Origin of the sequence: Pseudomonas sp. NPDC088368 (assembly GCF_044753445.1) — a bacterium.
Lineage (GTDB): Bacteria > Pseudomonadota > Gammaproteobacteria > Pseudomonadales > Pseudomonadaceae > Aquipseudomonas > Aquipseudomonas bambusae.
This window is the reverse complement of record NZ_JBIVNG010000015.1, coordinates 179,646-202,802: the sequence shown is the minus strand read 5'-3', so window position 1 is coordinate 202,802 and position 23,157 is coordinate 179,646. Positions and strand designations below refer to the sequence as shown.

The following is a 23,157-nucleotide window of genomic DNA, read 5'->3' as shown; positions in this document are numbered from 1 at the left end:
CACGGTCTGTACTGCTGCTAACAGTCAGAAGCTGGCTTTTGGTCCCACCCACCCCTTCGAGTCTTACCATACAAGCTGGCTTGCCTGCGATCTGTCGCGCAGCGGCAGCAACCCCTGACGACTCGATCGACCTGACACCCCACGCTGTCCTAGCCCGCCACAACCCGCCCCACCGACAACACTTTCAGCCCTTTCCCACAAGCACCCACGTTTAAACAACGCTAAAATCGCCGTTCTTATCCCACGTTCAAGGACGACCCCATGCCAGTGCTGCGCTGGAGCGCGCTCGCGCTGCTGACCCTCGGTTATTGCATCGCCTGGGTGTATGGCCAACTGAGCCTGCCGGTGGTCGTCACCTTCGGGCTGTTGATCATGGCGGGGATCTGCGTCGTCCATTTCCGACACTGGGCCGTTCGCGGATTCGGTCATGCCCTGTTCATCGCCCTCGCGGCGGGTCTGGCCAGCCATTGGCTGCCGGGCTTCTTCAACGCCCGGGTCATCGCCGCAGCGCGTTTCACTCCCGAAGCCGCGCCCTTTTCGATGTACCTCAACCTCGACAAGCCCCTGATCGGCTTCTGGATCATCCTCGCCTGCCCCTGGGTGTTCGCGGGGTTCAATCTGCGCCGATCACTGATCACCACTGGCCTGACCCTGCCGGTCACAGTCATCGCTTGCCTCGCTACGGCGGTGGCGCTGGGACTCGTGGGCTGGACGCCGAAATGGCCCGAGCAAGGGGGTATCTGGGCGCTGAACAATCTGCTGCTGGTCACGATGACCGAAGAGCTGATCTTTCGCGGCTATCTGCAGTGCGGCCTCAGCCGTTTGCTCGCGCGAATGCCAAACGCCCCAACGCTGGCACTGCTCATCAGCTCGTTGCTGTTCGGTGTGATGCACCTCGGCGGCGGCTGGCAATGGATGATCCTCACCAGCATGGCCGGACTCGGGTATGGCATCGCGTACCGATATGGTGGATTACCGGCGGCGGTCATCACCCATTTTGGGCTCAACCTCACGCACTTCAGCCTGTTCACCTACCCGATGTTCGACCGATGAGCGTTGACCTGCGGCAAACCGTCCCATGACGCAGTTCACAAAATGCTTAATTTCCTGATAACAGGGCCGATAACACCTCAAAGCCTTCCCGGATAGAACAGCTTATGCGCAATAACCAGCCCATCACCCAACGCGAACGGACCTTCCCGGCACAGCAGCGGTTGATTTCGACCACGGATGCTCGCGGCGTGATCACCTACTGCAACGACGCCTTCGTCGAGATCAGCGGCTTCACCCGCGACGAATTGCTCAAGGCGCCGCACAACACCGTGCGCCACCCTGACGTTCCGTCCGCCGTGTTCGAACACATGTGGAGCACCCTCAAACAGGGTCTGCCATGGATGGGCATCGTCAAGAATCGCTGCAAGAACGGCGACCATTACTGGGTCAACGCGTACGTCACGCCCATCTTCGACGGCAAACAGGTGGTGGGCTTCGAGTCGGTGCGCGTCAAACCTACCGCCGAACAGATCCGCCGTGCCGAATCGCTGTATCAACGCCTGAACAACGGCAAGTCAGCCGTCCCGAGCCGCGACACCTGGCTGCCGGTGCTGCAGGATTGGCTGCCGTTCATTCTGGTCAGCCAACTGAGCTTCCTGATCGGCGTCTGGCTCAACTCCTATTGGGGCTTCGCGCTCGCGGCGGCACTGTCCGTGCCGTTGGGGCTGCTGGGCCTGAGCTGGCAGCAACGGGGCATCAAGCGCCTGCTGCGCCTGGCGGATCAGACCACGTCGGACCCGCTGATCGCGCAGATGTACACCGACAGCCGTGGCGCCCAGGCCCGTCTGGAAATGTCCATTCTGAGTCAGGAAGCCCGCCTAAAAACCTGCCTCACGCGTTTGCAGGACACCGCCGAACACCTGAATTCCCAGGCGCGCCAGTCCGACAGCCTGGCCCAGGCCAGTTCCAACGGGCTGGAACGTCAGCGCGTGGAAACCGAACAGGTCGCGACCGCGATCAACCAGATGGCCTCCACCACCCAGGAAGTCGCCAGCCACGTTCAACGCACCGCCGACGCCACCCAGCAAGCCAACGAACTGACCCGTCGCGGCCGCACCATCGCCAGTGAAACCCGCGAGGCCATTCAACGCCTCTCGACCTCGGTCGGCGAAACCGGCCTGACCGTCACGCAACTGGCCAAGGACAGCGACGAAATCGGTGGCGTGGTCGACGTCATCAAAGGCATCGCCGACCAGACCAACCTGCTGGCCCTGAACGCCGCCATCGAAGCCGCCCGCGCCGGCGAAATGGGCCGTGGCTTTGCGGTCGTGGCGGACGAGGTTCGCCAACTGGCGCAACGCACCACCGAATCCACGGGCCAGATCCATTCCCTGATCGCCAAACTGCAAGCCACGGCCAACAACGCTGTGCAAACCATGGCCACCGGCCGCCGCCAGGCGGAAGAAGGCGTCGAACAAGTCATGGAAGCCGACAAGGCGCTGGTGGGCATCAGCGACGCCGTGGCCAACATCACTGACATGACCACACAAATCGCCGCCGCCACCGAAGAACAAAGCTCGGTCGCCGAAGAGGTCAGCCGCAACATCAGCACCATCGCCCAACTGGCCGACCAGACCTCCGACGAAGCCCGCCGCTCCGCCGACCTCAGCGCCGAATTGACCAACACTGCGCTCAGCCAGTATTCGCTGGTAGAACGTTTTAACCGCTAATCAATAGTCAGCATGACTCCAGCCCCGGCAGCGACTCTGCCGGGGCTTTTTATTGCGCGGTGAAAAAGTAGGAAATTTCCGAAGTTGCAAGTTAAGTGCAGTTTTTGTGGAATTGGAGAGAAATGTAGGGTTGACAGAAAGTCGGGATCGCTATTAGTTGAAATTCAGATCGCGATATATATGTACCACCTCTGGAGTGAATTCGCTGATCTAGCCCAATTAATAAAAGAGCGCACATTGGCGAAAAACGTGATGAGTGCTCGATGGAGAATGCTATGAACGACATGAATGTCAAAGCACCGATTCCGTTTCCACCCGCCGTTATTCCAGCGGCGTATGAAGATGGCCTGTTAAAATCAGCAGACTTGAGTGCCCCTATCCTGGTTGAAGTCGAAGTTTGGGCTGCTGCAGAGAAAGGGTATACCGTACGGCTAGACTTGGATGGCCTCCCTGTCACTGAAGAGCGAGTGATCACTGAGGCCGACAAACCGGGAAATATTCTTACGTTCGAATTGGACCCAAAGTATCTGCAGGAAGAGGGTACGTACCAATTGCAATACCGGACTTTCAGCCCAAACACGCAGGTGTCAGATTTTTCACCGTGCACACCCCTTAAAGTGGACCGCACCCCACCGGGCGGCGCACTCCTCTCCTCAGTATTCTTCGCAGAGGGAGAATTCAACGGCAACACCCTCGCCTTCGTCCCCGGCTACGCTGGCATCGAAGCAGGCGACCTGATTCGCACCCTGTGCAACGGCGTTGTCGGCCCCACTCATAACGTGCAGGCAGACGAACTCACCCTGCGCCCCATCGAGATCGTTTTCGAAAAAGCCTTCCTGCAAAGCCTCGCCGCGCAGTACGTGGACATCGACTACACAGTGACCGACCGGGCGGGCAATGAGTCGATCCGATCCTTGCCCAAGACGCTAACGCTGGTCTCGTAACACTGACCGGCGAACCGACCTGCCGGCCAAAAACAACACGATCACCTGATCAATCAGGCACCCGTTCCGCCAGAGAACGCGGACGACTGTGCCTTATGGAGAATGATATGAACGACATGAATGTCAGAGAACCGATCCCCCTTACGCCTGCGGTTGTGCCCGCAGCCTATGAGGATGGGTTGTTGAAAACCGCGGATTTGAATGCGCCCATTGCAGTGCAGGTTATGGTCTGGATTGGGGCCATGACCGGCTATACCGTGCGACTGGATCTGGATGGCGTACCTGCAACCGAGGAACGCGTCATCACCGACGCTGACAAACAGGGCGATATTCTTACACTCGACCTGCCCGAAACGTACTTGGAAGATGAAGGCCTCCATACCCTTGAGTACCGAATCTGTAACCCCCTTACCGGGGATGAAGTGTTTTCACCCTCGATCCCCCTGATCGTCGACCGAACCCCTCCCGGCGCTGCGCTCCTTGCTGCGATGATGTTTCCTCGTGCCAGCTTTGGCGCGCGTGCGACCGCGCTGGTCCCTGCCTATTTCGGCATGGCAGTAGGTGACACGATTCAAACCCTCTGCAGCGGCGTGCCCGGTCCAGTCCACACCGTGGTAGCAGAGGAACTCACGCTGGCTCCCATCCAGATCGCCTTCGAAGAACACTTCCTGTTGAGTCTCGCGGCACCCGAGGTCGTCGTCGATTACTCGGTCGCGGACCGCGCAGGCAATGAGTCGATCCGGGCAGTGCCGGTAACGCTGTCACTGGTGCCGTAACTCCCCCGACGCACATCACAGCCCGGCAGGCCAAGCCGCCGGGCAAACCTACACGCTCATCCGAGCAATCAAGCACCCGTCCCGCGCGAGAACGCGGACGACCGTGCCTTATGGAGAAATGCCATGAACGACATGAATGTCCGAGAACCAATCCCCCTTCCACCTGCGGTGGTGCCAGCAGCCTATGAAGATGGACTGCTGAGAACCGCCGATTTGAATGCGCCCATTGCGGTCGAGGTTGAGGTCTGGCCTGCCGCCGAAACCGGGTATACCGTCCGGCTGGACTTGGATCGCGTGCCTGTCACCGATGAGCGCGTCATCACCGCCACTGACAAACCGGGCGATATCCTCACACTCGATTTGTCTGAAAGGCAACTGGTGAATGAAGGTGTTTACACCTTGGAGTATCGGATATACAGCCCAATTACAGGCGCGGAAGTTTTCTCACCTTCGATCCCCCTGATCGTCGACCGAACCCCACCCGGCGCCGCAGTCCTCGCCCCGCTGTTCTTCGCTGAAGGCTCGATCAACGGCGACGCCAACGCCATTCTTCCCGGCTACGCTGGCATGGCCATAGGCGACGTTGTCCGCACCCAGTGCAACGGCATCCCCGGACCGACCCACACCGTGCAAGCGGACGAACTCACCGTGCGCCCCATCGAAATCGTCTTCGAGGCAGACTACCTCCTGGGCCTGGCCGCCCTAGAGGTGACCATCGAGTACGTTGTCGTCGACCGCGCAGGCAACCCATCCTTCAGTTCCTTACCTGTAACAATTTCCCTCAGTATGTAATTTCATGACCTCTGAAATTAATTCGATCATCTGACGTGCCTTCCTCCTTCACTTGAAGGAGGAGTGGCCCAATTACGTCGAAATTCGAACTCCGGGGGATTATTTTTTTCTCGCTTATTTCCCTTTTGCCTACAACGATTGAGGACTATGTGAAGCCGCAAGCACGCTCCGAGATCCTGGATGCGGTACATATGTACTTACACCCCCGTCAAATTCGACTAAATATGCCGTAATGCATAAAACAGGTTCCGCTTCAAGCGTTGTAAATGACGCGGCGGACACATTCAACCTCTGCACGGGGCTTGATTGACAGTGACAGGTCATGACTTGAACATATGCAGCCGGGGCACGCAGCCCCACAACGATGTTTATCATCGTTTTAACCTCTGTTATCACAACCCCATCCAGACCAGGGAACTTTAATGGAACATGAAAAGGATATTCCGCCATCTGTAAATCCGACTGACATCACTCGGAACAAGGATGAAACATCTGCGGAAGATCAACTGGCGAATGCTGACGAACGTGTGGACGGATCGACCTTCAACTTTGATTCGATACCGCATTACGAAGATTTGCGCGCCATTCTCCCGCCTGGCGCCACATCCAAGGACATCGCCACGTTCTACAGCGAACACCTCGAGCACGTTCTGGGTTTCCCTTGGGAAATCGATGAAGAGGCTCGAAAGGCGGCCCCTTCGTTGCCTCCGCCGTCCCTGGACGGCGGAAGAAACGGTGAGGTCTCCTCCGCACAGCTCGCCAAGGGGGTGCTGATTACCGTACCGCGTTCCTCAAAGATCTGGGTCGCTGATCAGCTCAAGATGCGCTGGGGGAAAAGCACGTTCTACACCACCGTGCCGACCTCCAAATCACGAAAAGGGCCACGTCTGATTCAATTTATCAACGTTGAAGGAGTACCAAACGACCGTACCGGGTTGATCGATATTCGCTACGAAGTGGTCCGTCGCAAACGTCTGGTCGGTGTGTCAGAGACGTTGACGATCTACGTGCGCGACGATGGAACAGGGGAGCCAAAAGGCTCACATGGCCGACCTATCCGTCGACGTAAACTGGACCTGTAAAACCGATCCGGCGTGAAGGCGTTCGATACCCGTCGTACGCCCACATGCCCGTTCAAACAATGGAGAAAAAAGCCCCGGCGGCATGGCTGCCGTCGGGGCTTACTTACGACTTGAATCGTTTACAGGGTCAACCGGTCAGAACGCCAGACGCAGCCCCAGATTGGCCCCCCATGGCTGCTCGACATGCTCGCCTTTCATGTAATCAAAATCGGCATGCACTTGCAGGCGTTTGGACAGCGACACCGACACACCGGCGCCCAGCTCGGCCCGCGAGCCGAACAGGTCATTGTCGAAACGCTGGTCGTTGACGCTGACGTCATTGCTACGGGAGAACTCATGCGCCCCCGCCACTCGCACGTACGGCTGCACCACTCCGCCATCCTTGAGGGTGAACGAACGGCCCAGCGTGGCACCCACTTTACCCACGATCGACTGCGTCTCGCTGGTCTTGGCTTTCAGGCCATTGTTCAGCGTGTAGCTGTCGCCTCCGATCCACACGCTCGACAGTTGGGCAAACGGCTCGACGAAATAATCGTCAGGCAGCTTGATGTGCTTGCCGAACTCCACCGAGCCACCCACCGCCATATTGGTGTAATCGCCCTTGGCCTTTTCGCCATCGCTCATCGCCACCTTCGACGCATTGTGGAATTTGTTCACCTTCACCACGCCGTCGAGGTAATAACCCTCGTCCGACAGCCAGGTGCCGTAGGCGCCCACGTAGTAGCTGTCGACTTCACCCGACGTGCCACGGCCCATGTCCAGATCGGACTGGCTGTAGCCACCCATCACACCCACCAGCAATTGGCCATTGCTGACGGGCACCGGCCCGTCAGCACCCAAAGACAGCCCGTGTTGCCGCTGCTGATAACTCAGTCCCGAATCCAGCGATGCCTTGAAGCGACTGCCGTAACTGCGAACCCAGCCACCGCCCTGCTCCTGACCGCGCACCTCGCCCATGCGACCGCGCAAGGTGCTCAGCTCGCTGTTCCAGATCGTCGGCCCGACGTTGAACAGCGCCAGCACGCTTTCCGTCGAAGGGCTGATGGTCTTGCCGGAACCGATGATGAACCAGTCATCACCCTGCTGCTCCAGCGCGTACGAGTAGGCACCGATATCCGCGCGCGTGCCTCGCAAGCGGAACTGCGCATCGCCCCCTTCAGTGTGCACCACCCGCAACGCGTCGAAGTCCGACGGCACCGCTTCTTCACCTGTATTGCGAACGTTGAGCACATGATTGCCACTGGCCTGGCCTTCGACGTTCAACAAGTCACTTTCCCCGTTGGCCGGATCGATGCGCATGTCAAACCGACCTCGCCCCGACAGCTGACCGAGTGTGAGCGTATGAAAGCCTTCCCCCGCAAAGCCGACACTGCCACCGTCGATGGCCAGAGACTTTATCGAATTGTCCTCGGCCAACTGCCAGTGACCACTGGAGTCGATGATCACGGCATTGCCGTTGACAATATTTCCGTCGAGGCGGGCGTGGTTGTGCAGCGCAACGTTCAGGGTGCTGGTGTCGTCGGCGACGAAGTGTCCGGTGAGAACGCTGTTGTTGACCTCAACATCGGCTTTGCTACGGGTGAGGACATCAATCAGACGGCCATTGCCTGCTGACAGTGTCGAGCCGTTTGCGATGAGGATTTTCGCGGTTGTATCGCTTTGTTCAGCACTGGGACTTCTGAAGACTTTAATGGCGGCACCAGTACGTCCGGAGATAGAGGAACTATCCACCTCTAGAAAATTGCGTTGCACCCCAGACCCAGCAGTACCATCGACAATATAGACACCGCTATCTTCACCTTCAATTTTTGTATCGTCGGTGAAATGGGCGATACCCCCCGCCATTGCCACCCCCCCATAATCGGCTGTCGAAGACTTGCCCAGTCCAAGAACCACGGAGTTTTTCAGCCAGAGTTCCCCCATTGCGCCGACAGAGATACCGTTATGAGCGCCAATCACTTCAGTATTTTCTATGCGCATTCGGGACGTTGCGAGCGGTGCCTGACGATTAAAAACGAGGTGCGCGCCTGAACCGTTAAGATTTTCAATCTTCGAGTTCCGTATGAGGGCCTCACCTGAACTGATCTGGACCCCACCAAAAACCTGACTACCCTCAGCATTGAAGTTTGAGTCATAGATGTACACGTCTTTTAACCGCGCATTCGGTAGTGCATTAAGGGTGCCTCGCCCACTGACACTGTAGCTAAATTCCGAATCTGCAGCGGTAATGGTAAGCGTCTCTCCATCTACTATTTTGTCAGCATTACCGTTACCTGCCCGCTGGTTTTCACCAAGCTCGTTTTCTTCCCTCTCAGCGCGCCAATCCTGAATGAAGGCATCCGCGACGCCAATCGTTGAGAACAAGCTGACGGAGATGGCCAACAACGTCCGCTGATACCCAAGCTTCGTGTGAAACCCATTTGAAATCATATTGCCCTCTGCAACCTCATAAGTAGAAGCGCCGCAGGCTGAAGGAAATCGGAGAAAAAATAATAAATCTGAAAAAAAATCAAAGTAGGACGTTTCCCCGACGCATGCAGTCCACTTCCGACGCATTTTTTTCGAAACCCTCGACATTTAGGGCTCATCTCCGAAAACGGCGACAGAGGTTGTTTGTAGGACTTTTTCCATTTTCCTACATATCCCACCATTAGGACTACATACCCAAAGGATACCGAAGGTTGACACCTAAAAAAAATATCTATTTATTTGATTACGAACTGGCGATACAGCCGTTCAGCTTCAGAGCCGGCTCATCAACGTTACGGCTTCTGACAAACAATAAAAACTCATTCGAAGGATAGTTATGAACACTGGTAATGTTGCACCTGAAATCATCATCACTCGCTCAAGTGTGGAGCCTATACCGCTACCGGCACCTGATATAGCTGTTGCATTTCATGATGATGATAACTTGGGACTTATTCCCGTCTCCGAATTGAATGCACCGCTCACAGTGGATTTGGAAGTTTGGCCCGCTGCCGAACCTGGCTACACCTATCAATTGTATTGGGACGGTCAAGGCCTGGGGCCGGTTAAAGTGATCTCAACCACGGATAAACCTGGCGACCCGTTGAAACTCGAAATTCCCGTTGAAGCGCTAACCGAGGGTTATCACAGCCTCGCCTACCGGATTTACAGCCCGGTAGGCGAGTCTGAAGATTTCTCCGCAGTCTTTCCCGTCATCATCGACCGTACGGCGCCGGGCAAACCCGTGCTGGCCCCGATTCTTTTCCCAGTTGAGGTTCAGAATGGTCTGACGGCTGCGGAACTCGCTGCGTTGGGTAGCAGACTTGAAGTGAGCATTCCCGGCTACACAGGGATGACAAAGCACGACTTGATCACCACTTACTGGGGCGATATTAAGGGTCCAACCGCGACGGTTGATGAAACCGACATGGGACTTAATAAAGTCGCTTTTGAGTTCACTAAACCGTTTCTAGAAACCATTTCGAGCGGATCTCATCCTGTGAAATACCAGGTGACTGACCGCGCCGGTAACATTTCCGATGATTCCTTAGCAGTCGACGTGCTCTTGCTGCTTGAAGAAATCCCAGACAACTATCCTGCACCGATTCTCGATCCCGCTATTGGCACACTGATCGATTATTTAGAAGCAAAACCCGGAATTCGCGTGGATATTCCAAGGTATGTGGGTGCATCGGCGTTTGATCAAATTACGCTATATTGGGGTACAAACTCACCAATGCTTCCCGTACAGCTTCCACCGGGCAGTGAGAACGACGACATCGTCTTATCACTGCGTGTGCCTTACGAGAAAATTGCTGAAGCCCCCATTGGCGCGATCTCGATCACTTATCGTGTGATGCGAAACAACCAGTTGAATGGTTCGTCGTTACCAACGCAGGTGGATGTGCACATTGCACTCCCGATTCCAGAGGTAGTATCGGCATTGACTGTTCAAGGTACCAGCTCGGACGGTTCGAACACCGAGGATAACTTTATCGATGAAAATGATTACGAACTCAACGCTCAAGCTATCGTCAAGTGGAACGGTGCATTTCAAATCAGCGATGAGGTTCACCTGCGCTGGGGTGATCAGGAACGTTTACATTGGTACCAGGTACGATCCACGGATATCGCTAACGCCAAAGACTTAATCATTGGTATCGATAACGCAGTAATGAGAGCCCAAGGCACAGGTGCGGAAATTCCAGTCCGGTACAGCGTCACGCGGCTGGGTAACCCCAACGCAACTGTATCACCTGTTCAGAAAGTTATAGTGCGCTCAACGGAAGATTTACCTGGCGGTCTTGCAGGCATCGACGGTCCGGCTTTCAAATTGAATGCAAGCGGAGCAATCTCACACAGCGTTGCTCCAAATGGCACCGATGGCCACGTGGCTCCATATGTAAATATAAAAATAGGACAGAAGCTGTTTTTTAGTTTCAGAGGGTTTGATCGACAAAACAACCCTATTGAAGCCGCTGACTTTACTGACACGAGAATCTTGGACGACAGGGATATCACAGATGGTTATGACTTCCATGTCCCCCATACCATTCTACGTACTGTATGCACTGGTTTTATCGAAGCATACGTCCGGGTTGAGCCAGCCCCGGGTAGTAATCAAAGCTCGGTAACTTCGAAAGCCACTCGTCTCACTATTGAAATGCGCTTACCTAGCGAAGGTGCGTGCTCTATTTAAGACAATAACCCTTGGGCAGGTATGGCCCTTTTTGCCCCTGCCCATTCATCAAGGAAGCTGTAACTATGCCAAAACAAGAAGATATCGCCGGAACCGCACCGATTCCCCTAGCGCTTCCCACTGTTTCAGTGGCGCTAGAAAACGGTCTCATTCCAAATGAACACTTGGACAAAGCTGTGACTGTTACTTTTCCGGTCTGGCTTGCTGCGGAGCCGGGGTATACCTATCAACTGGTATTCGATGGGGAGCGAATCCTACCCGAACATGTGATCTCAGACCTTGATAAGCCAGGAGGTCCGCTGACGGTAGAAATTCCGGTACCGCTCATGACTGAAGGCGTACATGCTGTCGCTTATAGAATTTTCAGCCCAGTCGGAGAGTCCGAAGAATTTTCCGATTCCGTAAACATCGAAATCGACAAAACCGCCCCCGGCGCCCCTGACCTCGGCCCCATCCTCTTCCCATCCACCATCCAGGACAAGCTCACCTCGGACGAGCTGGAAGCCTTGAACAACATCCTCCCCGGCCGCATTGCCAGTTACAACGGCATGGCGCTCGGTGATGTGGTGCGCACGTATTGGGGTGAGTTGGAAGGTCCGTTGGTCACGGTCGATGGCAATGACATGGGCTTGAACAGTGTGACGGTGAATTTCACCCGTGATCTGCTGGAGCAGGCGGATGGTGTGAGTTCCGAGGTGTATTACACGGTTACGGACCTGGCGGGGAACGAGTCGATGAAGTCGGAAGCGTTGTCGATCAGCCTGCAACTGTCGGTCACCACCCCGCTCCCGCTCCCGACCATCAAGGAGGCCGCCGACAACATTCTTGATCCGGCCAACGCCAGCGATGGCGCAACGGTGGTCATCGACACCTCGGCCAATCTGCGCGAGGGCGAGAAGATTGCGGTGCGCTGGAACGGCCCGAAAGGCAGTGATTTCAAAGAGCACGTGGTCACGACCGAAGAGGCCGGGCAAGCCGTTTCGGTGATCATCTCCAGCGCGCTGGTGATGGTGAACGACGGGCAAACAGTGGTGGTGTCTTACAGCGTGATGCGTCGCAGCGGTGGGGTGCAGGAATCAGAGAAGGTGTCGCTGAAGATTCTCAGCACGGCGCTGGATCTGTCGGCGCCCACGCTGGACACGGTCGGGTCGGATGGCGTGCTGCGTCCTTCACTGATCACGGGCGACGAAGCAATTGCCCGGGCTACGTATCGCGGCATGCTTGCCTCTGATGCCGTGAAGGTGCGCTGGGTTGGCAAGACCCCATTTGAAGGCGAATCACAGACCGTTGGCGACAGCACGCACTTGAAATTCACGATTCCCAAGTCGTTCATCGAAGCGAGTAACGGGGAATCGGCGACGGTGTCTTATCTGGTGAACCGCGATGGCACGGAAACGGAGTCGCACAAGCTCGAGGTGAGCGTGCGCGAGGGGCTGATTCTGGATGAGTCGCCGGTGGCGTTGCCGGGCAAGATTTACCTGATTCCTGGCCATCCCGATCTGCTGCCGTCCTTCCCGACCGGGACCACGGTACTGCGCCCGGCCAGCGGTGGTCGCCCTCCTTATACCTACACCTCCAGCGATCCGTTGGTGGCGCAGGTCACGGAAGAGGGACAGACCTCGGTGCGCGGCAATGGCAACGCAACGATCACGGTCTCGGATGCCGCTGGCGAAAGCCGCAGCTACACGGTGTCGGTCACCGGCGTGATTCAGTGTGAAGGCGTGGGGTCGGGCAATCTGACCCAGATGGAGGCGGCCGCCGCCGCCAAGGGTGGGCGCATTCCAAACATCAATGAATTGATCGAAATCTACAACGCGTACGGCAAGCGCTGGCCGATGGGTACCCAGAATTTCTGGTCCACGACGTACGCTGTGAATTTCCTCGGCGCGAAATGGTACTACGTGAAAAACATGCAGACCGGGCAAGACTTCAAGCTGCTGCACACCAACTCCAGCCTCGGCGTCGCGATTCGCTGATGCTCTGAACCACCCCCTGTCCGTGGGCATCGCTGCGGTCCGGTGATGTCCTCGATTTTCGCGTTTTAACGCAACACTACAATTCCAAGAGAGATCATGAACGGTTCAATACATCTCCCACCTTCGAACGTCCTCCCTTTTGACAAGGATTCGCGCTTCAGCGCGGTGGTCAACGGCAAGCCGTTTACCACGACACGTCTGCAAGGCATTGCCTGCCTGCGCTCTGAACTCGAAGGCGTCCAGACCCAGCAAATCTGGAAGATTCACGCGACGGGAAAGGTCGCGCACCGGCGAACGGTGTTCGGTTTTTTCATCGATCAATCTTTGCAGCCCGGCACCTACGACCTGGTACGCAACGAGCGGGTGTCGGCGGTCTACCACCTGACACCCAAACAACAGGCACTGGTGTTTCATTCGCGGGATTTTCAGGATGGCGCGCTGACCCTTCTGGAATGCAACGTTGAAACCGGTCGGCTGCGCGGGACGTTTGAGTTCTCGATCCCGGCCATCGATTTCAACGTGACCCGGGGCGAGTTCAACCTGGTGTGCCGTGCGGGTAAAGCCATCTGCTGATCAAGGCGCCAAGTGTCTGGCGATCTGTTCCGCCGCGTCTTGCAGACAGGCTTCATAACTGACGCCCGCCGCCTTCAATGGCTTGAGGTCATGGTTGGCGGTGGGCAACCAATGGACGCGGATCGCCGAAGACAGTGTGTAGCCCTCGACGGTTTCGCGATTGCCCAAGGCGTCGCGTTCACCCTGAACGATGAGGGTCGGGGTCTGAAGCGCAGCCAGGTGCTCGACTCGCGGCTTTTCCGGTTTGCCTGCGGCGTAGAACGGGTAACCGAGGCAGATCAACGCGTCGGGTTGCAGCTCATCGGCCAGCAGACTGGCCATGCGACCGCCCATGGATTTGCCGCCAATGGCCAAGGTGCCACTGACGCTCGCGCGGACTGCCGCATACACCTCGCGCCAGCACTCCAACAGCTTGGGTTTCGGGTTGGGTGGGCGTTTGCCACCGTCGATCCGGCGCTGGGCCATGTAGGGAAATTCGAATCGGATCACCCCCACCCCCAACGCGGCGAACCGCGTGGCGATGTCGTCCATGAACGCACTGTCCATCGGTGCACCGGCGCCGTGGGCCAGGATCAACGTTGCGGGCGCGTTCCCTTCGAGGGAAGCCGGGCCGTTCCACAGCCAGCCGCGTTCTTTTGCCAGCCGGGCGCAGGGGTCGGCGTGAGGAAGTGATGTGCTCATGAAGTCTCGGCTCGCCATGCAGTTCGGGTGAAAGGGGGTGGATGTTATGGGAAGACGCGGGTTCACGAAACCTGTGGGCCATCGAAGATCCCTGTGGGAGACCCCGGCGCGCCCACCTCATGAAGATACCCACCCGCGACAGCCCCGGTTCAGCTTGCGGTACTTACCCTTTCAGAACACTTCGGCATAAAGCGCCGCTGCCTTGAGCGCCCCAAACCATACGCAACCGGGCGGATTCATCGGCGTGTGAGCTTTTTGTCCGGTGCCGGTCGATCAACCGTGACGATCTCCGGCCTTGCCTGCCAGCTCGGGCCAAACATTTTTTGGGCAGCAACAAGTGCAAATGTCAGCGGCTTTTGTATACAACTTCGAAGTAGAAACGCATCTCCCACGCGCAAGGAACGCAGGGAGTGAAGCGTTTCAGCGACCTTCGAATCCGGTGATCGCTGCGCCTCGCAACGGGGCGCAGCATCCTGCCATTTCGACGCGTCGAAGTGTCGCATCCCCCTGTCTTGAGGCTTCCATCGCCGATCAAACCCGTCTAAGCTAGGCGCCACAGTGGTCCGGCGACAGCTGGCCACAGGTTTGGCGTAAGGATTGTGCACGACCGCTCAGCCCTCTTGCAGACAGACAGCGCAGCCCTGTCCGTCACCCGCAGGGTTGTATCCAATTTTTCTCCCATTCACGCGCGCTGCCTCACCCACCTGTTCCCCGCCTTCTTCGGCCCACTTGGGCAGATCGCTTCTGCGCACGTTCGCAGAGGCCTCTGTTGGAGCAACCCGACAATCGTCCCGCAGGCCCCGGATTCCGCTTCGTTGCGGCAAAGGGTCTACGCTTAAATCGACGTTGCGGTCGTTACCACACATAACAAAACCCAAACCGTGGAACCTTAGAATGAGCACTGCAATCACTCCGACTGCTTATAACTATAAGGTAGTCCGCCAGTTCGCCATCATGACGGTGGTCTGGGGCATCCTTGGCATGGGGCTTGGTGTCTTCATCGCCTCACAACTCGTGTGGCCTGACCTGAACTTCGGTCTCGAATGGACCACGTTCGGACGCCTGCGCCCGTTGCACACCAACCTCGTGATCTTCGCCTTCGGTGGCTGCGCGCTGTTCGGCACGTCCTACTATGTCGTCCAGCGAACCTGTCAGACGCGGCTGATTTCCGACGGCATGGCGGCCTTTCACTTCTGGGGCTGGCAGGCCGTGATCATCGGCGCCATCGTCACGCTGCCGATGGGTTACACCACCACCAAGGAATACGCCGAGCTGGAATGGCCTATCGCGATCCTGTTGGCCATTGTCTGGATCACGTATGCGCTGGTGTTCTTCGGCACTATCGTCAAGCGCAAGACCAAGCACATTTACGTCGGCAACTGGTTCTATGGCGCCTTCATCGTGGTGACGGCGATGCTGCACATCGTCAACCACATGTCGCTGCCGGTGAGCCTGTTCAAGTCGTATTCGGCCTACTCGGGCGCCACCGACGCGATGATTCAGTGGTGGTACGGGCACAACGCCGTAGGCTTTTTCCTGACCACGGGCTTCCTGGGGATGATGTATTACTTCGTACCGAAACAGGCCGAACGCCCGATCTATTCCTATCGCCTGTCCATCGTCCACTTCTGGGCGCTGATCACCCTCTATATATGGGCGGGCCCGCACCATTTGCACTACACCGCCCTGCCCGACTGGGCACAATCGCTGGGCATGGTGATGTCGATCATTCTGCTGGCCCCGAGCTGGGGCGGCATGATCAACGGCATGATGACCCTCTCCGGCGCCTGGCATAAATTGCGCACTGACCCGATTTTGCGCTTCCTCGTGGTGTCGCTGGCGTTTTACGGCATGTCGACCTTCGAAGGGCCGATGATGGCGATCAAGACCGTCAACTCCCTCTCGCACTACACAGACTGGACCATCGGCCACGTGCACGCCGGGGCACTGGGCTGGGTGGCGATGATTTCCATCGGTGCGGTTTATCACATGATCCCGCGCCTTTACGGCCGTCCGCAGATGCACAGCATCGGATTGATCAACACCCACTTCTGGCTCGCGACCATCGGCACCGTGCTGTACATCGCCTCGATGTGGGTCAATGGCATCACCCAAGGGCTGATGTGGCGGGCAATCAACGATGACGGCACGCTCACCTACTCCTTCGTCGAAGCGCTGCAAGCCAGCCATCCGGGTTACATCGTGCGCGCGCTGGGCGGGGCGTTCTTCGCCAGTGGCATGCTGTTCATGGCCTATAACGTGTTCCGCACCGTGCGTGCCTCGAACGCCGAAGAAGCCGACGCCGCCACCCAGATCGCTGTCGTGGGAGCGCACTGATGATCAAGCACGAAGCACTCGAAAAGAACATCGGTCTGCTGGCGATTTTCATGGTCATCGCGGTGGCGGTGGGCGGTCTGACGCAGATCGTGCCGCTGTTTTTCCAGGACGTCACCAACCAGCCGGTCGAAGGCATGAAGCCGCGCCCGGCGCTGGAAGTCGAAGGCCGGGACGTGTTCATCGCCAACGGCTGTGTCGGCTGTCACTCGCAGATGATCCGGCCGTTCCGCGCTGAAACCGAACGCTACGGCCATTACTCCGTGGCAGGCGAAAGCGTCTGGGATCACCCGTTCCTGTGGGGCTCGAAACGCACCGGGCCGGACCTGGCCCGCGTCGGCGGCCGCTACTCCGATGACTGGCACCGCGCGCATTTGTACAACCCGCGCAACGTGGTGCCGGAGTCGATCATGCCGGCCTACCCCTTTCTCGTGGAAAACAGGCTCGACGGCAAGTTGACCGGTCGCAAGCTGGAGGTCCTGCGCAGCCTCGGCGTGCCGTACACCGACGCGGACATCGCCGGTGCCGCCGACGCGGTGAAAGGCAAAACCGAAATGGACGCGCTGGTGGCCTACCTCCAAGGCCTCGGTACTGTCATCAAGAGTAAACGGTGATCGCCATGGATATCGGAATGATTCGAGGTCTGGGCACCGTCGTGGTGATGGTGGCCTTCATCGGTCTCGCGCTGTGGGTGTTCAGCCCCCGCCGCAAGGCCGAATTCGACGACGCGACCCTGCTGCCCTTTGCCGATGACCCCGAGGCCATCGCGCAACTGGAAAAAGCGAAAGCCTCCAGGAGCCACACAGAATGACTACGTTTTGGAGCCTCTACGTCACGGTCCTGACGCTGGGCACGATTTTTTGCCTGACCTGGCTGCTGCTGGCGACCCGCAAGGGCCAGCGCGCCGACACCACCGACGAGACCGTCGGCCACTCGTTCGACGGCATCGAGGAGTATGACAACCCGCTGCCCAAGTGGTGGTTCATGCTCTTTGTCGGCACCATCATCTTTGCGCTGGGCTATCTGGCGTTGTACCCCGGCCTCGGCAACTGGACCGGCTTGCTGCCGGGCTACGACTACGCCGACAACGATAAGCAGATCGCCTTCTCGGACGGCAAGACCGGCTGGACCGGTGTACACGAATGGGAGAAGGAAATGGCCCGTTCGGACGCGCGTTTCGGGCCGATCTTTGCCAAGTTCGCCGCGATGCCCATCGAAGACGTCGCCAAAGACCCGCAAGCGCTGAAAATGGGCGGTCGCCTGTTTGCCTCCAACTGCTCGGTCTGTCACGGCTCCGACGCGAAAGGCGCCTACGGCTTCCCTAACCTGACCGACGCCGACTGGCGCTGGGGAGGCGATCCGCAGACCATCAAGACCACCATCATGGGCGGTCGCCACGCCGTGATGCCAGCATGGGGTGAAGTCGTCGGCGACCAGGGTGTGCGGGATGTCTCCGCGTTCGTGCTGACCCGACTGGACGGCCGCAAGCTGCCCGAAGACGCCAAGGCTGATCCGGTCGCCGGGCAGAAAATTTTCGCCGCCAACTGCGTCGCCTGCCACGGCCCCGAAGGCAAAGGCACCGCCGCCATGGGCGCCCCCGACCTGACCCACCCTGGCGCATTCATCTACGGATCGAGCTTCGCGCAGTTGCAACAGACGATTCGGTACGGGCGCCAAGGGCAGATGCCTGCGCAGGAATTGCTGCAAGGCAATGACAAAGTGCATTTGCTGGCGGCGTATGTGTATAGCCTTTCTCATGGGGAGAAGAGTGCGGCGGATGCGCAGTGATGACTGACGCAGAATTTGGCGCGGTCTGATGCGGTTGATTCAGTTCGGAAGGCGAATTGATCGCGGTCTGATTCTGCCCGAAGGGCGTAGGAGCTGCCGGGGTGGCGCTCCACCTTGCCTGCGATCGGCTGCCAAGCAGTCGCAAACCCTGACGACTCGATGGTGTCAGGCACTCCGCGCTCGTTGAATTTGCTGCCGCTTCGCGCCAGATCGCGAGCAAGCTTGCTCCTACGCCCTCCGGGCAGAATCAAAAGCCATCAGTCACAGTCCCAACTGAAATCACAAGGGTATGATGAGCGACAACACACACCATAACGACCCCGATCGGCACGCACTGGCCGGGGCAATTTCCCAGCCGTGGGACGCTTTGATGAGCACATGCCAATGAGCAATCAGATTCCGGTCCACAACGTCACGCCGCCCTCAAAGAGCGATGACGTTGACCTTTATGCCTCTCGGGAGAAGATTTATACCCGGGCGTTCACCGGTGTGTTTCGCAACCTGCGCATTGGCGGGGGCGTTGTGCTGTTTCTGTTGTATTTCGGCACGGTCTGGCTCAACTGGGGCGGTCATCAGGCGGTGTGGTGGAACCTGCCGGAGCGCAAGTTCTACATCTTCGGCGCGACCTTCTGGCCGCAGGACTTCATCCTGCTCTCCGGCATCCTGATCGTCAGCGCCTTTGGGCTCTTCTTTATTACAGTGTTCGCCGGACGCGTCTGGTGCGGCTACACCTGCCCGCAAAGCGTCTGGACCTGGATTTTCATGTGGTGCGAAAAGGTCACCGAGGGCGACCGCAATCAGCGTATGAAGCTGGACAAAGCCCCAATGAGCGCCAGCAAGTTCAGTCGCAAGTTCGCCAAGCACGGTCTGTGGTTATTGATCGGCCTGGTCACCGGCCTGACCTTCGTCGGCTACTTCACCCCTATTCGCGAACTGGCCGTTGAGTTTTTCACCGGGCAGGCCGACGGCTGGTCGTATTTCTGGGTCGGCTTTTTCACCCTCGCCACCTACGGCAACGCGGGTTGGCTGCGGGAACAGGTGTGCATTTACATGTGCCCTTACGCGCGTTTTCAAAGCGTGATGTTCGACAAAGACACCCTGATCGTCTCCTACGACCCACGTCGCGGCGAGAAACGTGGCCCGCGTAAAAAGGACGTGGACTACAAGGCGCAGGGATTGGGCGACTGCATCGACTGCACGATGTGCGTTCAGGTCTGCCCCACCGGCATCGACATCCGCGACGGTTTGCAGATCGAGTGCATCGGCTGCGCGGCGTGCATCGACGCCTGCGACACGATCATGGACAAGATGAGCTACCCTCGCGGCCTGATCAGCTACACCACCGAACACAACCTCTCCGGGCAGGTCACGCATAAACTGCGACCGCGTCTGATCGGTTACGCAGTCGTGCTGCTGGTGATGATCGGCGTGCTGACCGGCGCGTTTTTCATGCGCTCGCTGGTGGGCTTCGACGTCAGCAAGGACCGCGTGCTGTACCGCGAGAACGCCGAAGGCCGGATCGAGAACGTCTACAGCCTCAAAGTGATGAACAAGGATCAGGTCGATCACACGTACGTGCTGGACGCCACGGGTCTACCGGACCTCAAGCTGCAAGGCCGTCGCGAGATCAAGGTGCCAGCGGGAGACATCTACACCCAGCCCGTGGAGCTGTCGGTGGCGCCCGAACGCCTGCCGTCGAGCACCAACGACATCACGTTCATCCTGAAAGACATTGAAAACAGCGGCACCGAAGTTCAGGCCAAGAGCCGGTTCATCGGCCCCCACGTTCGTTGAGAGACGTCAGACATGACCGCAGCAACCGCTTCAAGCCCTTGGTACAAACACCTGTGGCCATGGATTCTCATCGGCATTCTGGCGTGCTCGGTCACCCTGACACTCTCGATGGTGACGATTGCCGTGACCCATCCGGACAACCTCGTCAGCGACAATTATTACGAAGCGGGCAAAGGCATCAACCGCTCGCTGGACCGCGAACTGTTCGCGCAAAACCTGAAGCTGCGCGCCACCGTGAGCCTTGATGACGTGACCGGCGAAACCAGCCTGCGCCTGACCGGCAACAGCCAGCCGGAAACGCTGGTGCTCAATCTGATCTCCCCGACCCAACCGGAAAAGGACCGCAAGATCGTGCTGGCACGGGTCGCGGCCGAGCCAGGTCGTTACGTCGGACAGCTCAGCGACCGGGTGGAGGGGCGGCGTTTCGTTGAGCTGCTAGGGGTGGAAAACAGCCAGACCTGGCGCCTGTTCGAAGAAGAAGCCATCACCCGCGACAAGGACCTGATTCTGGGCGACGAGCCGATTCAGGGTGCCGAAGCGCCGAAGAAGTGATGACGTGAACGCGCCCATTCCTTGCTATCACTGTGCCCTGCCCGTCCCCCGTGGCGGCCGTTTCAATGCGGTCGTCCTCGGTGAAACCCGGGCGTTCTGTTGCCCTGGTTGCCAGGCCGTGGCGCAGGCCATCGTCGAGGGCGGGCTGGAAAGCTACTACAGCCATCGCAGCGAAGCCTCGACTAACCCTCAGACGTTGCCCACGCAATTAGCGGACGAGCAGGCGCTCTACGACCGTCCCGACGTACAGGCGCCGTTCGTGCATCACGCTGAGGATATCGCCGAGACCACGCTGCTGATCGAAGGCATCAGTTGTGCCGCGTGCGGCTGGTTGATCGAGCGTCATTTGCGCGCTCTCCCCGCCATAGTGGAGGCGCGCCTGAACCTGTCCAACCACCGCCTGCACCTGCGCTGGAACGACAGTCAGTTGCCGTTGAGTCAGGTCCTGAACGAAGTGCGCAGCATCGGTTACGCCGCGCACCCCTATCAGGCAGATCAGGCCACCGAACGGCTCGCGCAGGAAAACCGTCGCAGCCTGCGCCAACTGGGCGTCGCGGGCCTGCTGTGGTTTCAAGCGATGATGGCGACCATGGCGACCTGGCCCGAATTCAACATCGACCTCAGCCCCGAGATGCACGCGATCCTGCGTTGGGTGGCGATGTTTCTGACGACGCCCATCGTCTTTTACAGCTGCGCGCCGTTCTTCAAAGGGGCCCTGCGGGACCTGCGCACCCGCCATCTGACCATGGACGTCTCTGTGTCGCTGGCGATTGGCATGGCCTACGTCGCCGGGATCTGGACGGCGATCACCGGGGTCGGCGAGCTGTACTTCGACGCGGTGGGGATGTTCGCGCTGTTCCTGCTCGCCGGACGCTATCTGGAACGTCGCGCCCGGGAACGAACGGCCGCCGCGACCGCACAACTGGTCAATCTGCTGCCCGCCTCCTGCCTGCGTCTCGATGAAAACGGCCAGAGCGAGCGTATTTTGCTCAGCGAGTTGCGCCTTAACGATCGTGTTTTGGTGCACCCCGGCACCGTGCTGCCAGCGGACGGGCGCATCGTGGACGGGCAATCGAGCATCGATGAATCCGTGCTCACCGGGGAATACCTGCCTCAGTCGCGACAGACAGGCGATGCTGTGACGGCCGGGACGCTCAATGTCGAAAGCCCGCTGACCGTTGAAGTCCTCGCGCTGGGCCATGACACGCGGCTGTCGGCCATCGTTCGCCTGCTGGACCGCGCGCAATCGGAAAAGCCCCGAACGGCACAGATCGCCGACCGCGCTGCACAATGGTTCTTGGTGATTTCGCTGGTGCTCGCCGCAGGCATCGGCCTGCTGTGGTGGCAACTGGACTCGCAACGGGCGTTCTGGATCGTGCTGGCGATGTTGGTCGCGACCTGCCCTTGCGCGCTGTCGCTGGCAACGCCCACCGCGCTGACCACCGCCACCGGCACGCTGCACAGCCTGGGCCTGCTGCTCACCCGAGGCCATGTGCTCGAAGGGCTGAATCGTATCGACACCGTGATCTTCGACAAAACCGGCACCCTCACCGAAGGACGCCTGACCTTGCGAGCGATTCATCCATTGGGGTCGTTGAGCAGCGACGATTGCTTGTGCCTGGCGGCAGCGTTGGAAGGCCATTCCGAACACCCCATTGCCCGTGCGTTTGGCATGGCACCGATGGCCGCCGAACACGTGATCAATACGTCTGGGCTGGGTTTGGAAGGCAGGGTGGAAGGCCGCCGCTTGCGAATCGGCGAGCCGGGCTTCGTCTGCGAGCTGAGCGGTAACGCAGTGCCCAGAATGCCCGATGAACCCGGCCAATGGCTGCTGCTGGGCGATGAGCAGCAGGCACTGGCGTGGCTGGTGCTCGACGACCGTCTGCGCGATGACGCGGCGTCATTGATCAACGCGTGCAAACAGCGCGGATGGAAAACGCTGCTGCTTTCGGGTGACAGCTCACCGATGGTCGCGCGTGTCGCGGCTCAACTGAACATCGACGAGGCCCACGGCAGCCTGCGCCCGGATGACAAGCTGCGCCTGCTTCAACAACTCAGGGCCGAGGGCCGCACGGTGTTGATGCTCGGCGACGGGGTCAACGACGTGCCGGTGCTGGCGGCGGCGGACATCAGCGTGGCGATGGGTTCGGCCACCGACCTGGCGAAAACCAGCGCCGACGCAGTGTTGCTGTCCAACCGTTTGCAGGCGTTGGTGCAGGCGTTCGATCTCGCACGGCGCACCCGGCGCATCATCCTTGAAAATCTGATATGGGCCGCTGTGTACAATGGCGTCATGCTGCCCTTCGCGGCGCTCGGCTGGATCACCCCGTTGTGGGCGGCGGCGGGCATGTCAGTCAGTTCGTTGATTGTCGTGCTAAACGCGCTGCGTCTGACGCGGATGAAGGCCAGCGATGCCGCGCCCTCCCTGACGGGCCATCAACGCCCGTTGCCTGTGTAGCGAATTCCGGAGGCC

At 58.7% G+C, this 23,157-nt stretch carries 18 protein-coding genes; 16 read left to right on the top strand and 2 right to left on the bottom strand.

What is annotated here, in order from left to right; translation table 11 throughout:
• Nucleotides 1-261 precede the first annotated feature (261 nt).
• The 6 genes from ACIQAL_RS28520 to ACIQAL_RS28495 all read left to right on the top strand — a co-directional run bounded on the left by ACIQAL_RS28520 (nucleotide 262) and on the right by ACIQAL_RS28495 (nucleotide 6,317).
• The gene (locus ACIQAL_RS28520; protein WP_401151380.1) at nucleotides 262-1,053 is read left to right on the top strand and encodes a lysostaphin resistance A-like protein; all 792 of its coding nucleotides are present in this window, start codon (nucleotides 262-264) and stop codon (nucleotides 1,051-1,053) included.
• Nucleotides 1,054-1,157: 104 nt separating this feature from the next.
• Nucleotides 1,158-2,723 (top strand): PAS domain-containing methyl-accepting chemotaxis protein, encoded by a 1,566-nt coding sequence (locus ACIQAL_RS28515; RefSeq protein WP_166598474.1) that lies wholly within the window; start codon nucleotides 1,158-1,160, stop codon nucleotides 2,721-2,723.
• Between the two features lie 275 nt (nucleotides 2,724-2,998).
• Nucleotides 2,999-3,667, top strand: coding sequence for a hypothetical protein (locus ACIQAL_RS28510; RefSeq protein WP_401151378.1), 669 nt, complete (start codon nucleotides 2,999-3,001; stop codon nucleotides 3,665-3,667).
• Nucleotides 3,668-3,774: 107 nt separating this feature from the next.
• Nucleotides 3,775-4,443: a hypothetical protein gene (locus ACIQAL_RS28505; protein ID WP_401151376.1), complete on the top strand. Its 669-nt coding sequence runs from the start codon at nucleotides 3,775-3,777 to the stop codon at nucleotides 4,441-4,443.
• Between the two features lie 123 nt (nucleotides 4,444-4,566).
• Complete coding sequence (locus ACIQAL_RS28500) at nucleotides 4,567-5,235, top strand: hypothetical protein (RefSeq protein ID WP_401151373.1); 669 nt, start codon at nucleotides 4,567-4,569, stop codon at nucleotides 5,233-5,235.
• Nucleotides 5,236-5,657: 422 nt separating this feature from the next.
• Nucleotides 5,658-6,317, top strand: a complete 660-nt coding sequence (locus ACIQAL_RS28495; RefSeq protein ID WP_401151371.1) for a hypothetical protein — start codon at nucleotides 5,658-5,660, stop codon at nucleotides 6,315-6,317.
• Nucleotides 6,318-6,452: 135 nt separating this feature from the next.
• On the opposite strand, the gene ACIQAL_RS28490 is transcribed toward ACIQAL_RS28495, so the two are convergent.
• Nucleotides 6,453-8,894, bottom strand: a complete 2,442-nt coding sequence (locus ACIQAL_RS28490; protein ID WP_401151368.1) for an autotransporter outer membrane beta-barrel domain-containing protein — start codon at nucleotides 8,892-8,894, stop codon at nucleotides 6,453-6,455.
• 229 nt (nucleotides 8,895-9,123) lie between these two features.
• Between ACIQAL_RS28490 and ACIQAL_RS28485 the strand changes: the two genes are divergently transcribed.
• From ACIQAL_RS28485 to ACIQAL_RS28475, 3 genes are all read left to right on the top strand, one after another.
• Nucleotides 9,124-10,986, top strand: coding sequence for a hypothetical protein (locus ACIQAL_RS28485; RefSeq protein WP_401151366.1), 1,863 nt, complete (start codon nucleotides 9,124-9,126; stop codon nucleotides 10,984-10,986).
• Between the two features lie 65 nt (nucleotides 10,987-11,051).
• Nucleotides 11,052-12,962 carry a hypothetical protein gene (locus tag ACIQAL_RS28480; RefSeq protein ID WP_401151364.1) on the top strand — a complete coding sequence of 637 codons (1,911 nt, stop codon included), beginning with the start codon at nucleotides 11,052-11,054 and terminating at the stop codon, nucleotides 12,960-12,962.
• A 96-nt stretch (nucleotides 12,963-13,058) separates the two neighbouring features.
• Nucleotides 13,059-13,535 carry a hypothetical protein gene (locus tag ACIQAL_RS28475; protein WP_401151361.1) on the top strand — a complete coding sequence of 159 codons (477 nt, stop codon included), beginning with the start codon at nucleotides 13,059-13,061 and terminating at the stop codon, nucleotides 13,533-13,535.
• On the opposite strand, the gene ACIQAL_RS28470 is transcribed toward ACIQAL_RS28475, so the two are convergent.
• Nucleotides 13,536-14,216 (bottom strand): alpha/beta family hydrolase, encoded by a 681-nt coding sequence (locus ACIQAL_RS28470; RefSeq protein WP_401151359.1) that lies wholly within the window; start codon nucleotides 14,214-14,216, stop codon nucleotides 13,536-13,538.
• 894 nt (nucleotides 14,217-15,110) lie between these two features.
• Between ACIQAL_RS28470 and ccoN the strand changes: the two genes are divergently transcribed.
• The 7 genes from ccoN (at nucleotide 15,111) to ACIQAL_RS28435 (ending at nucleotide 23,142) form a co-directional block, all read left to right on the top strand.
• Entirely contained in the window at nucleotides 15,111-16,553 is a 1,443-nt protein-coding gene (gene ccoN, locus ACIQAL_RS28465; RefSeq protein ID WP_401151356.1) for a cytochrome-c oxidase, cbb3-type subunit I, read from the top strand.
• Complete coding sequence (gene ccoO / locus ACIQAL_RS28460; protein ID WP_166597844.1) at nucleotides 16,553-17,164, top strand: cytochrome-c oxidase, cbb3-type subunit II; 612 nt, start codon at nucleotides 16,553-16,555, stop codon at nucleotides 17,162-17,164. Before ccoN ends, ccoO begins: the two co-directional genes overlap by 1 nt.
• Before the next feature lie 5 nt (nucleotides 17,165-17,169).
• The gene (locus ACIQAL_RS28455; protein WP_166597845.1) at nucleotides 17,170-17,361 is read left to right on the top strand and encodes a cbb3-type cytochrome c oxidase subunit 3; all 192 of its coding nucleotides are present in this window, start codon (nucleotides 17,170-17,172) and stop codon (nucleotides 17,359-17,361) included.
• Nucleotides 17,358-18,338 (top strand): cytochrome-c oxidase, cbb3-type subunit III, encoded by a 981-nt coding sequence (ccoP, locus tag ACIQAL_RS28450; protein WP_401151352.1) that lies wholly within the window; start codon nucleotides 17,358-17,360, stop codon nucleotides 18,336-18,338. The genes ACIQAL_RS28455 and ccoP overlap by 4 nt, the downstream gene beginning before the upstream one ends.
• Before the next feature lie 384 nt (nucleotides 18,339-18,722).
• Entirely contained in the window at nucleotides 18,723-20,132 is a 1,410-nt protein-coding gene (gene ccoG / locus ACIQAL_RS28445) for a cytochrome c oxidase accessory protein CcoG (protein WP_401151350.1), read from the top strand.
• 12 nt (nucleotides 20,133-20,144) lie between these two features.
• Nucleotides 20,145-20,684 carry a FixH family protein gene (locus tag ACIQAL_RS28440; RefSeq protein WP_341958889.1) on the top strand — a complete coding sequence of 180 codons (540 nt, stop codon included), beginning with the start codon at nucleotides 20,145-20,147 and terminating at the stop codon, nucleotides 20,682-20,684.
• A 4-nt stretch (nucleotides 20,685-20,688) separates the two neighbouring features.
• Complete coding sequence (locus ACIQAL_RS28435; RefSeq protein WP_401151347.1) at nucleotides 20,689-23,142, top strand: heavy metal translocating P-type ATPase; 2,454 nt, start codon at nucleotides 20,689-20,691, stop codon at nucleotides 23,140-23,142.
• The last annotated feature ends 15 nt before the right edge of the window (nucleotides 23,143-23,157 follow it).

Coding starts and splice junctions, on each gene's coding strand:
- ccoP (WP_401151352.1), top strand. CDS start 17,358: ATGACTACGTTTTGGAGCCTCTACGTCACGGTCCTGACGCTGGGCACG.
- ACIQAL_RS28470 (WP_401151359.1), bottom strand. CDS start 14,216: ATGAGCACATCACTTCCTCACGCCGACCCCTGCGCCCGGCTGGCAAAA.
- ccoO (WP_166597844.1), top strand. CDS start 16,553: ATGATCAAGCACGAAGCACTCGAAAAGAACATCGGTCTGCTGGCGATT.
- ACIQAL_RS28490 (WP_401151368.1), bottom strand. CDS start 8,894: ATGTCGAGGGTTTCGAAAAAAATGCGTCGGAAGTGGACTGCATGCGTC.
- ACIQAL_RS28455 (WP_166597845.1), top strand. CDS start 17,170: ATGGATATCGGAATGATTCGAGGTCTGGGCACCGTCGTGGTGATGGTG.
- ACIQAL_RS28520 (WP_401151380.1), top strand. CDS start 262: ATGCCAGTGCTGCGCTGGAGCGCGCTCGCGCTGCTGACCCTCGGTTAT.
- ACIQAL_RS28475 (WP_401151361.1), top strand. CDS start 13,059: ATGAACGGTTCAATACATCTCCCACCTTCGAACGTCCTCCCTTTTGAC.
- ACIQAL_RS28515 (WP_166598474.1), top strand. CDS start 1,158: ATGCGCAATAACCAGCCCATCACCCAACGCGAACGGACCTTCCCGGCA.
- ACIQAL_RS28440 (WP_341958889.1), top strand. CDS start 20,145: ATGACCGCAGCAACCGCTTCAAGCCCTTGGTACAAACACCTGTGGCCA.
- ACIQAL_RS28510 (WP_401151378.1), top strand. CDS start 2,999: ATGAACGACATGAATGTCAAAGCACCGATTCCGTTTCCACCCGCCGTT.
- ACIQAL_RS28495 (WP_401151371.1), top strand. CDS start 5,658: ATGGAACATGAAAAGGATATTCCGCCATCTGTAAATCCGACTGACATC.
- ACIQAL_RS28500 (WP_401151373.1), top strand. CDS start 4,567: ATGAACGACATGAATGTCCGAGAACCAATCCCCCTTCCACCTGCGGTG.
- ccoG (WP_401151350.1), top strand. CDS start 18,723: ATGAGCAATCAGATTCCGGTCCACAACGTCACGCCGCCCTCAAAGAGC.
- ACIQAL_RS28505 (WP_401151376.1), top strand. CDS start 3,775: ATGAACGACATGAATGTCAGAGAACCGATCCCCCTTACGCCTGCGGTT.
- ACIQAL_RS28485 (WP_401151366.1), top strand. CDS start 9,124: ATGAACACTGGTAATGTTGCACCTGAAATCATCATCACTCGCTCAAGT.
- ccoN (WP_401151356.1), top strand. CDS start 15,111: ATGAGCACTGCAATCACTCCGACTGCTTATAACTATAAGGTAGTCCGC.
- ACIQAL_RS28480 (WP_401151364.1), top strand. CDS start 11,052: ATGCCAAAACAAGAAGATATCGCCGGAACCGCACCGATTCCCCTAGCG.